Source organism: Mesorhizobium sp. M7A.F.Ca.CA.001.10.2.1, assembly GCF_003998575.1.
In the GTDB taxonomy this organism is placed as follows: domain Bacteria; phylum Pseudomonadota; class Alphaproteobacteria; order Rhizobiales; family Rhizobiaceae; genus Mesorhizobium.
In genome coordinates, this window is the sequence record NZ_RZQY01000300.1 from 1 (window position 1) to 6,945 (window position 6,945).

10 protein-coding genes and 1 tRNA gene are annotated in these 6,945 nt (G+C 60.8%); 8 read left to right on the forward strand and 3 right to left on the reverse strand.

The genetic code is table 11. The features are described from left to right. Positions 1–566, forward strand: a 566-nt coding sequence (locus tag EN964_RS19380; RefSeq protein ID WP_127276638.1) for an ABC transporter ATP-binding protein, incomplete at its 5' end; no start/stop codon positions are given. Beyond that, the gene (locus EN964_RS19385; protein WP_127268067.1) at positions 563–1,444 is read left to right on the forward strand and encodes a MurR/RpiR family transcriptional regulator; all 882 of its coding nucleotides are present in this window, start codon (positions 563–565) and stop codon (positions 1,442–1,444) included. The genes EN964_RS19380 and EN964_RS19385, both read left to right, overlap by 4 nt. A 19-nt stretch (positions 1,445–1,463) precedes the next feature. Here EN964_RS19385 and EN964_RS19390 read toward each other — a convergent pair whose 3' ends face one another. Both EN964_RS19390 and EN964_RS19395 read right to left on the reverse strand, forming a co-directional pair. Continuing rightward, the gene (locus EN964_RS19390; RefSeq protein ID WP_127268066.1) at positions 1,464–1,781 is read right to left on the reverse strand and encodes a DUF167 family protein; all 318 of its coding nucleotides are present in this window, start codon (positions 1,779–1,781) and stop codon (positions 1,464–1,466) included. 13 nt (positions 1,782–1,794) lie between these two features. After that, positions 1,795–2,085: a YggT family protein gene (locus tag EN964_RS19395; protein ID WP_023811703.1), complete on the reverse strand. Its 291-nt coding sequence runs from the start codon at positions 2,083–2,085 to the stop codon at positions 1,795–1,797. Positions 2,086–2,341: 256 nt separating this feature from the next. On the opposite strand from EN964_RS19395, the gene EN964_RS19400 reads away from it, so the two are divergent. From EN964_RS19400 to EN964_RS19430, 6 genes are all read left to right on the forward strand, one after another. Next, positions 2,342–2,417 (forward strand) — tRNA-Ala (locus EN964_RS19400). A gap of 346 nt (positions 2,418–2,763) precedes the next feature. Further along, positions 2,764–3,513, forward strand: a complete 750-nt coding sequence (locus EN964_RS19405) for a helix-turn-helix domain-containing protein (protein ID WP_127268065.1) — start codon at positions 2,764–2,766, stop codon at positions 3,511–3,513. 434 nt (positions 3,514–3,947) lie between these two features. Then, on the forward strand, positions 3,948–5,006 hold the full coding sequence (locus EN964_RS19415) for a SagB/ThcOx family dehydrogenase (RefSeq protein ID WP_245473077.1): 1,059 nt from the start codon (positions 3,948–3,950) through the stop codon (positions 5,004–5,006). 68 nt (positions 5,007–5,074) lie between these two features. Further along, positions 5,075–5,329, forward strand: a complete 255-nt coding sequence (locus EN964_RS19420) for a hypothetical protein (RefSeq protein ID WP_127268063.1) — start codon at positions 5,075–5,077, stop codon at positions 5,327–5,329. Between the two features lie 4 nt (positions 5,330–5,333). Further along, positions 5,334–5,594, forward strand: a complete 261-nt coding sequence (locus tag EN964_RS19425; RefSeq protein WP_127268062.1) for a hypothetical protein — start codon at positions 5,334–5,336, stop codon at positions 5,592–5,594. Positions 5,595–5,703: 109 nt separating this feature from the next. Then, positions 5,704–6,024: a hypothetical protein gene (locus EN964_RS19430; RefSeq protein WP_164748714.1), complete on the forward strand. Its 321-nt coding sequence runs from the start codon at positions 5,704–5,706 to the stop codon at positions 6,022–6,024. A 150-nt stretch (positions 6,025–6,174) separates the two neighbouring features. Here EN964_RS19430 and EN964_RS19435 read toward each other — a convergent pair. Beyond that, on the reverse strand, positions 6,175–6,945 hold a 771-nt coding region (locus EN964_RS19435; protein ID WP_164775882.1), incomplete at its 5' end, for an energy transducer TonB.

A 6,945-nucleotide genomic window follows, 5' to 3' on the forward strand; every position in this document is an offset into this window, starting at 1 on the left:
GAGGCGACGAACTTGTTGGCAGGCCTGTCATAGAGTTCCAGCGGCTGAAATCGACGATCGTCTACGTCACCCACGACCAGATCGAGGCCATGACGATGGCCGACCGCATCGTCGTGATGGACCGCGGCAGAATCCAGCAGGTCGGGGCGCCGCTGGAACTCTATGACAGGCCTGCCAACAAGTTCGTCGCCTCCTTCCTCGGCTCGCCGTCGATGAGCTTTGTGTCCGGTTCGCTCAAGACGACGCTTGAGAAAACCTGGTTCGAATCGGCCGGTGGCGGGCGGCTTGCGCTTGCCGGCAAACAGGTGCCGGCGGACAGCGCGGTGGAGGCTGGCATCCGGCCCGAGCATTTTATCGTCGGCGAGGCTGTCGACGCGATGGCGATCAGAGTGGATGTCGTCGAGCCCACCGGCTCCGAAACACATGTCTATGGCGCTATCGGTGCTGATACGGTACGCGCCGTGTTCCGCGACAGGGTGCCGGTCAGGCCGGGAGACCTGCTGCCGGTCTCGGTCGACCCCGGCAACATCCATCTGTTCGACAAGGCAACGGGCCTGCCTCTATGAAGACGCCGGCCGACATCATCACGCGGCTGCAGCTGATGTCGCAGGACGGAACGAAGTCGGATCGCAAGCTGGCCGGCTTCGTGCTGGCAGACCTCGATTTCGTTTCCAAAGCGGCGATTTCGGAAATTGCCTTGCGCGTCGGTGTCAGCGAGCCGACGGTGACGCGGTTCTGCCGCAACCTCGGCTGCGAGGGCCTGCGCGACTTCAAATTCTATCTGGCGCAAGCCATCGCCATCGGCGGCCAGTATCTGTCGCCGGAGCCGTTGAGCCGCGATGCCCGCGAACAGCGCATCGCTTCCGCCATCACCGAAGCGGCGATATCGGCCATCCAGCGCGCCAGCGAAAACCTCGACATGACGACGCTGGTCGCCGTCGCCGCACGCATCGCTGTTTCCGGTAATGTGCTGTGCATCGGCTCCGGTGGCATTTCGTCCATGATGGCGACCGAAATGCAGAACCGGCTGTTCAGGCTTGGCGTGTCGGTGCTGGCGCAGATCGACGGACAGTTGCAACGCATGTACGCCGCCGTTGCCACCCCCGACACCACGCTGATCGCCTTCTCCGTCTCCGGCTATGCGCGATCGGTCATCGATGCGGTGCAGGTCGCCCAGCAATATGGCGCCACCACGATCGCCATCACCCCGCCGGACTCCGCACTCGCCAAGGTCGCCGACACGGTCATCCATTTCCAGTCGCTCGAGGACGGCAATATCTACAAGCCGACATCGTCTCGCTATGCGCTGCTGTCGATCGTCGACATGATCGTCACCTCGGTCGCCGAGACGCGCGGACCGAGGGTTTTGGAGAATCTGCGCCGCATCAAGCAGAGCGTTAACACGTTGAAAGTCGACGATCCGCGTTTGCCATTGGGCGATTGAACCCCTACGGCCAAGGACATCAGGATTGATGGCCGAGCGCCTCGATGCTTTTCGCCAATTTCGCCGGATCGCCTTCAATGCGCACGGTCTTCAGCCGCGCGGTGCCGCCGGCGACAACCGAGACAGCGGACCCGGGCACGCCCAGAGCCTTGGCCAGCAGCTTTTCGAGCGCATGATTGGCGGCGCCGTTTTCCGGCACGGCGCGGACGCGCGCTTTCAGATGGCTTCGCCCGTCCGCCGTGGCCTCGAAGCCTTCGAGCCTGTCCAGCGCAGCCTTTGGCGTCAGCCGGACAAACAGCTCGGCGCCGTTTTCGCGCAGGCGAAACGGCGTGCTCATAAGGTCATCCTGCTCACAGGATCAGAGGCGCCACCGTGGTGAGCAGAAACTGCCGCAGGAAGAACAGGATCAGAAGCAGGATGATCGGCGAGATGTCGATGCCGCCAAGGTCCGGCATGAAGCGGCGGATAGGCCGCAACGCCGGCTCGGTCAGCCGGTAGAGCATGTTGCCGATGCTGCCGACGAACTGGTTCTTCGAATTGACGACGTTGAAGGCGTAGAGCCAGGAAAAGATCGCCGAGGCGATGATGATCCACCAGTAGAGGTCAAGCGCCATGACGATTGTTTGAATGAGGGCGAGCATGCCGGTCTCCAATTGTTGCCGACATGTAGCCATTGCACGCGAAACCGGCAAGGGCCGCCTTTCTGTGGAGCGCCAATACCGGCCCGGTCGGACTGTAGGGCATGTCGCCGACACCCCAACGAAGGCGCGAATACACAAAACCGGCAAGGGCCGCTTTCCGCCGGCGCCAGATCGACGCTTGACGGCACTGGATTTCGGCAAACCTCCGCCTTGACAGGAAACCGCGGCGCCCGATAAATGCGCCCATCCGCTGGACGGGGCTGTAGCTCAGCTGGGAGAGCGCGTCGTTCGCAATGACGAGGTCAGGAGTTCGATCCTCCTCAGCTCCACCAGCGGAATAATTCTCCACGCTGCGCGCCAGATGCCCATCTTTGCGCCACATGCAGTCCGCGACGCTCGTCCCGGCTTGCCCCCGCGGTTGGCATTTGCTGTGCCAGCACCTTAAAAGGCCGCGCTACATCGCCTATTTCGCAATATCCGGCAAAACTTTTGTCAATTGGACTTATGGCGGAAGAGCTCGCTGATTGTTTCCGTTTTTTTTGGAAACCACCCCACTAAATTGACGTTACCAAATCAGTTTTTTCTGTGCGTTGTGACCAGGGCGTTTCGGCGGGGGCGACCGGAGACGCTAGATCGATTTCGAGTCGAAATGAAAAATCCGCCTGCGGAAGCAAAGACGTGTCAATTCGCGACAATCTCGCTGCAAACCTTAGACGGCTGTGCAAGGACCATGCCTCCGTAAGTGCGGTATGCCGTGAGCTGCGCATCAATCGCACGCAATTCGAACGCTATCTGCAAGGGCAGACCGTTCCCAACAAAGCTACCGCCAAGCTGATATGCGATTACTTTCGGATCGACGAAGCCGAACTGTACCAGGATCCCGGCGCACCCGAGCCGGCGATGCGTGGCCTGCCGCCGGTTTCCGAGAGCCTGTTCAACCAGATGATCCGCCCTCCCAGTCCTTCGATCGCGGGCGGCACCTATTTCACCTATTTCTCGATCCCGGGCCGCCTCGACCTCCTGATGCGCTCGGTGACCTTCGTGAGGCGCGAAGCCGAACTGGTCACCTTCCGAAGGGTCACCGGATGGTCGGAGCGCCGGGGATCGACCTGGGCACGAGCGCGCGGCAATCACTATGGCGTGGCGATCTCGCGGCTGAACTGGATCTATTTCAGCGGCATCAATCGCCGCCAGACCGGGGAGCCGTCGCTGATCTCCGTGCAATGGGCTCCCATCTCCGAACCGGTGCTGATGGGCAAGGCCATGCTTCTGACGGAGGCCGGCCCGGCATTCGTGTCCGTCATCATGCGGCGCGACATTGCCAACATCCACCCAAGGGATGCCATCAGCATGGCGCATGTCATCAATCTCGACGATCCGGGCGTCGATCAACTGGTTGTCAGCCTCACCCGGGACGGGTTGGGCTAACCCCTCGGATCGCCGTGTCTTACGCCAAATAAGAATAAGCGTACGCCAATTAAGCGTATGCCAACGATTGTCTACTCTGTATCTGAATAAAATCGATATTTTACACTTTAATGCCAGGAAAGATAATCCACGGGTCCGTCTTAGGATCGTGGTTTTACTATAATTTTAACAAACCATTAACTCTTCCGACCTTACCTTTCTTCACGCGGATCCCGTTCCGGGGGTCTTTCAACGGATCCCAAATTGGGGTCAGGAAAGGGATGAAAATGGCCAAGAAAGTGACCAATGCTCCGAAGCTGACGATTGCCGCCGGCACGCAGACCGTCTTCTTTTCGCAGGGCATGCACTACAACAAGCGCTGAAGCCGTTCTGCGCCGACGAGCGTCTTGCTTGTCGGCGCCTCGGCTCCACAGATGGCAATCAGCTTCATGAAAATGCGCTCTTCGAAAACGCTTGTTTTCTACCCCGGACCGAACAAGGTCACGGCATGCAACTTCCTGACCAGGAGCGTGTTTGAATGCAGTCCTGAGATGGTCGGCCTTCTCGCTTCGTGGGACAAATGGGCATCGACGGCGGACATTGCCCGCGCCCATGGATGGTCGAAGTCCGAGTTGAAGGCTGTCGTTCCCCAGTTGCTCGATTTCTCCGCGCTGGTCACAGCCGGATCGCCTCTCGCCGAGCAGGAGGAACAGTTTTCAGGACAATGGAGTTGGGGGCTTCCGACGGCGCTGATGCATTTCTGTGTCCAGGACAGCGAATACATGACCATCGAGCAAGCGGAAGAGCGGCAGATAGAACGCGCCGGCCATACGCCGCAGCCGAACCTCATGCTCAAGAATTCCGCAGGCGCCATCCAGCTGCCGAATGCACTGGAAGACAATGAACTTCTCAGCTTGATGGCGCGGCGCCGCACCAACCGCACGGCGGCTCAGCCCACCATCACGGCCAAACAGCTTTCCGATTGCCTGTTCGCAGGGCTCGGCATCATCGGCGAGACCGCCAATTGCGTTGGCACCCTGCCGCTCGGCATGACCCCTTCAGGCGGCGCGCGAAATCCCTATGAGGCCTATGTGGTCGCGCTCGGCGTCGATGGCCTCGAACCCGGTGTCTATCACTATTCCGCCGCGGATCACGACCTTGGCAGGATTTCCGCAAACCATCTGCCGAAAATCTCCGAACTGGTCGGCGGACAGGAGTGGGCCGACGCCATGCCGTGCCTTGTCCTGCTTTGCGCCAAGCTAGATCGCACGATGTGGAAATATGAGGACGCCAACGCCTATCGTGTCGTGCTGATCGAGGCCGGCCATATCGGCCAGAACATCATGCTGGCAGCGACCAATCATGGCCTGTCGGCATGTCCGACAGCCGCGCTCAGCCATTCCGCCATCAAGCGGCTGCTTGGTCTCGACAGTTTCACCGACGCACCGATCTATGCCTTGACCCTCTCGACGCCGGAAAGAGATCCGTCCACGGCGGGCCAGTCCATCAATTAGCCGACCAACTATGTGCATCACAGCCAGTAACGCGTTCCCTAGGGTATAACCAGAGACAGGAGCAGCACGTGCCAAATCAATCCTTACGCCAGTCGGAAATCGATAGCCTTCAATATATTTCGTCGATGACCAATGAGCTCGTGCAGATGGCCGAAGCAAGCCGTTTTCCGATGATCTCCTATCTGCTGGGCATGGCCTATGCAGAGGCCTTCGACGTTCTTCGCGGCGCACGGCCGGCCAGGCATGCGCAGCTCAGCGGCAACCCGCTGCACCCCAAGGCGCAGGCAAAGGACACTCGGGCCGCCCAGCCACGGAGAGCGTAGCGACATGCAGTCGTCAGCCGCATGCGCGGTGGCCGGCTCGACCTCCCGGCCAAACCGCTGGGAGACGCTGTGCGCGTTGCAAAGCCTGCTGCCGTTGCTGAAGAAGGCCGTGACGGACCTGCGCCGCGCCGACATGGTCTACTGGTTCGAGCAGGCCGATGCCGAGGTCGCCAACATCATCAGGGGCCACCCCTCCGATGCAACCGCAATCCCGGCCCTGATTGCATCCTGCCCGCAGGACCGGCATCCGGTCGCTCAAACTTGATGCCAAACGCGACGCGTTCATTGGCGCCGCTGAAAATGCTCTGATCACCAGTTTTTCAATTTCAGACCGGAACCTATTGCGCGTCTGGAATGCCAAGGGGGACCTGCACATGAACATGATAGCCAACATCAGAAGCGTCGATGCCAGGGAAGGCGTTTTCAGCCGGCTCGACGTCTTGATCGCCAGGCGGCCGCCATCGCCTGACGCCGCGCGGGTCGAGGCCCGCCAACTCGTCTCGATGGCGATTGCCGACAGCTGCCAGGCCGACAGTCTCTGGGGTACAGTGGACGCTTTCCACGCCCATTTCGACTTCATGATGCAGACCATCGAGATCAACGGCGCCGATGACCCGGGCCTCGGGCCCTTGCGCACGAAATGCCGTTTCTATCTCGAACAGGTCGAGGCCCTGAGCCTGTCACTGGCCTATTGACAGGCCGGCCCGAACAAATTCGGTCCTAGAGCAATTCCAGGAAAAGTGTGAAATGGTTTTCCCGGGAAAACGCAGAGCGTTTTCCCTTGGGAATTGCGTCAAACCAAAGAATTAGAGCAGTTAGCCGTTTCCGTGAAACGGTGAACTGCTCTAGTTGCGCAGGCTGAACACGAACGGCGCTGTACGGCTCAGACGCGAGCCGAGTTCCGGTGGCGGTTTCGGCACCGTGGCGCCTTGCAGCACGGCGAGCGCCGCACGGTCCAGATCCGCATCCCCCGAGGAACGAGAGAGCCTGGCAGACAGGACCCGGCCGGACGAGTCGACCGTGAAGGCGACATATGGCCTGCCCTCCACGCGTCGGGCCTTGGCAGAACTGGGATAGCGTGTGTGCCGCTTGATCCAAGCACCCAGACGGGAGTCCCATTTGCTGGAGTCGCCGGAGCGAGACGTCGATTCCGCCGCCTTCGGCGCGGCGGTCCTGGCCGCGGGCCGTGCGTCGGCGCTGGCGACGGCTGCCGTCTTCGACGGAGCCGCCTTCTCCTTCTTAAGCCGCGGCTTGGGCTTCTCGACAGGCTTCTTCGCCTTGGCCTCGACCGGTTTCTTGTCTTTGACAATTTCGACCGGTTTCGGCTGCGGCAAGGGAATGACGACGTCTGGCGTGACAGCCTCGACCACATCCGGGATGACCTCATCCGGCGGCGGCTGATCGACCTGTTCAGCCGTTTCGGCCTGGGTAGATTCGGTCTGGGTGGGTTCGGTCTCGTCTGGCGCGACCGCTTCCGGCGGCTCGACAACCGGCTCGGCCTTTTCGACCGGTTCTTCAGGTGTCGGCTCGGTCGTCGGTGTCGGTTCGGTCTGATCTGGCGTCACCGCGTCCAGCGCGGCGACCTGCTCTTCCACGGCCGGCATCACCACCATCGG

Bases quoted from the DNA above. Each gene is read 5' to 3' on its own strand.
- EN964_RS19385 (WP_127268067.1), top strand. From the start codon at position 563: ATGAAGACGCCGGCCGACATCATCACGCGGCTGCAGCTGATGTCGCAG.
- EN964_RS19390 (WP_127268066.1), bottom strand. From the start codon at position 1,781: ATGAGCACGCCGTTTCGCCTGCGCGAAAACGGCGCCGAGCTGTTTGTC.
- EN964_RS19395 (WP_023811703.1), bottom strand. From the start codon at position 2,085: ATGCTCGCCCTCATTCAAACAATCGTCATGGCGCTTGACCTCTACTGG.
- EN964_RS19415 (WP_245473077.1), top strand. From the start codon at position 3,948: ATGCGCTCTTCGAAAACGCTTGTTTTCTACCCCGGACCGAACAAGGTC.
- EN964_RS19425 (WP_127268062.1), top strand. From the start codon at position 5,334: ATGCAGTCGTCAGCCGCATGCGCGGTGGCCGGCTCGACCTCCCGGCCA.
- EN964_RS19430 (WP_164748714.1), top strand. From the start codon at position 5,704: ATGAACATGATAGCCAACATCAGAAGCGTCGATGCCAGGGAAGGCGTT.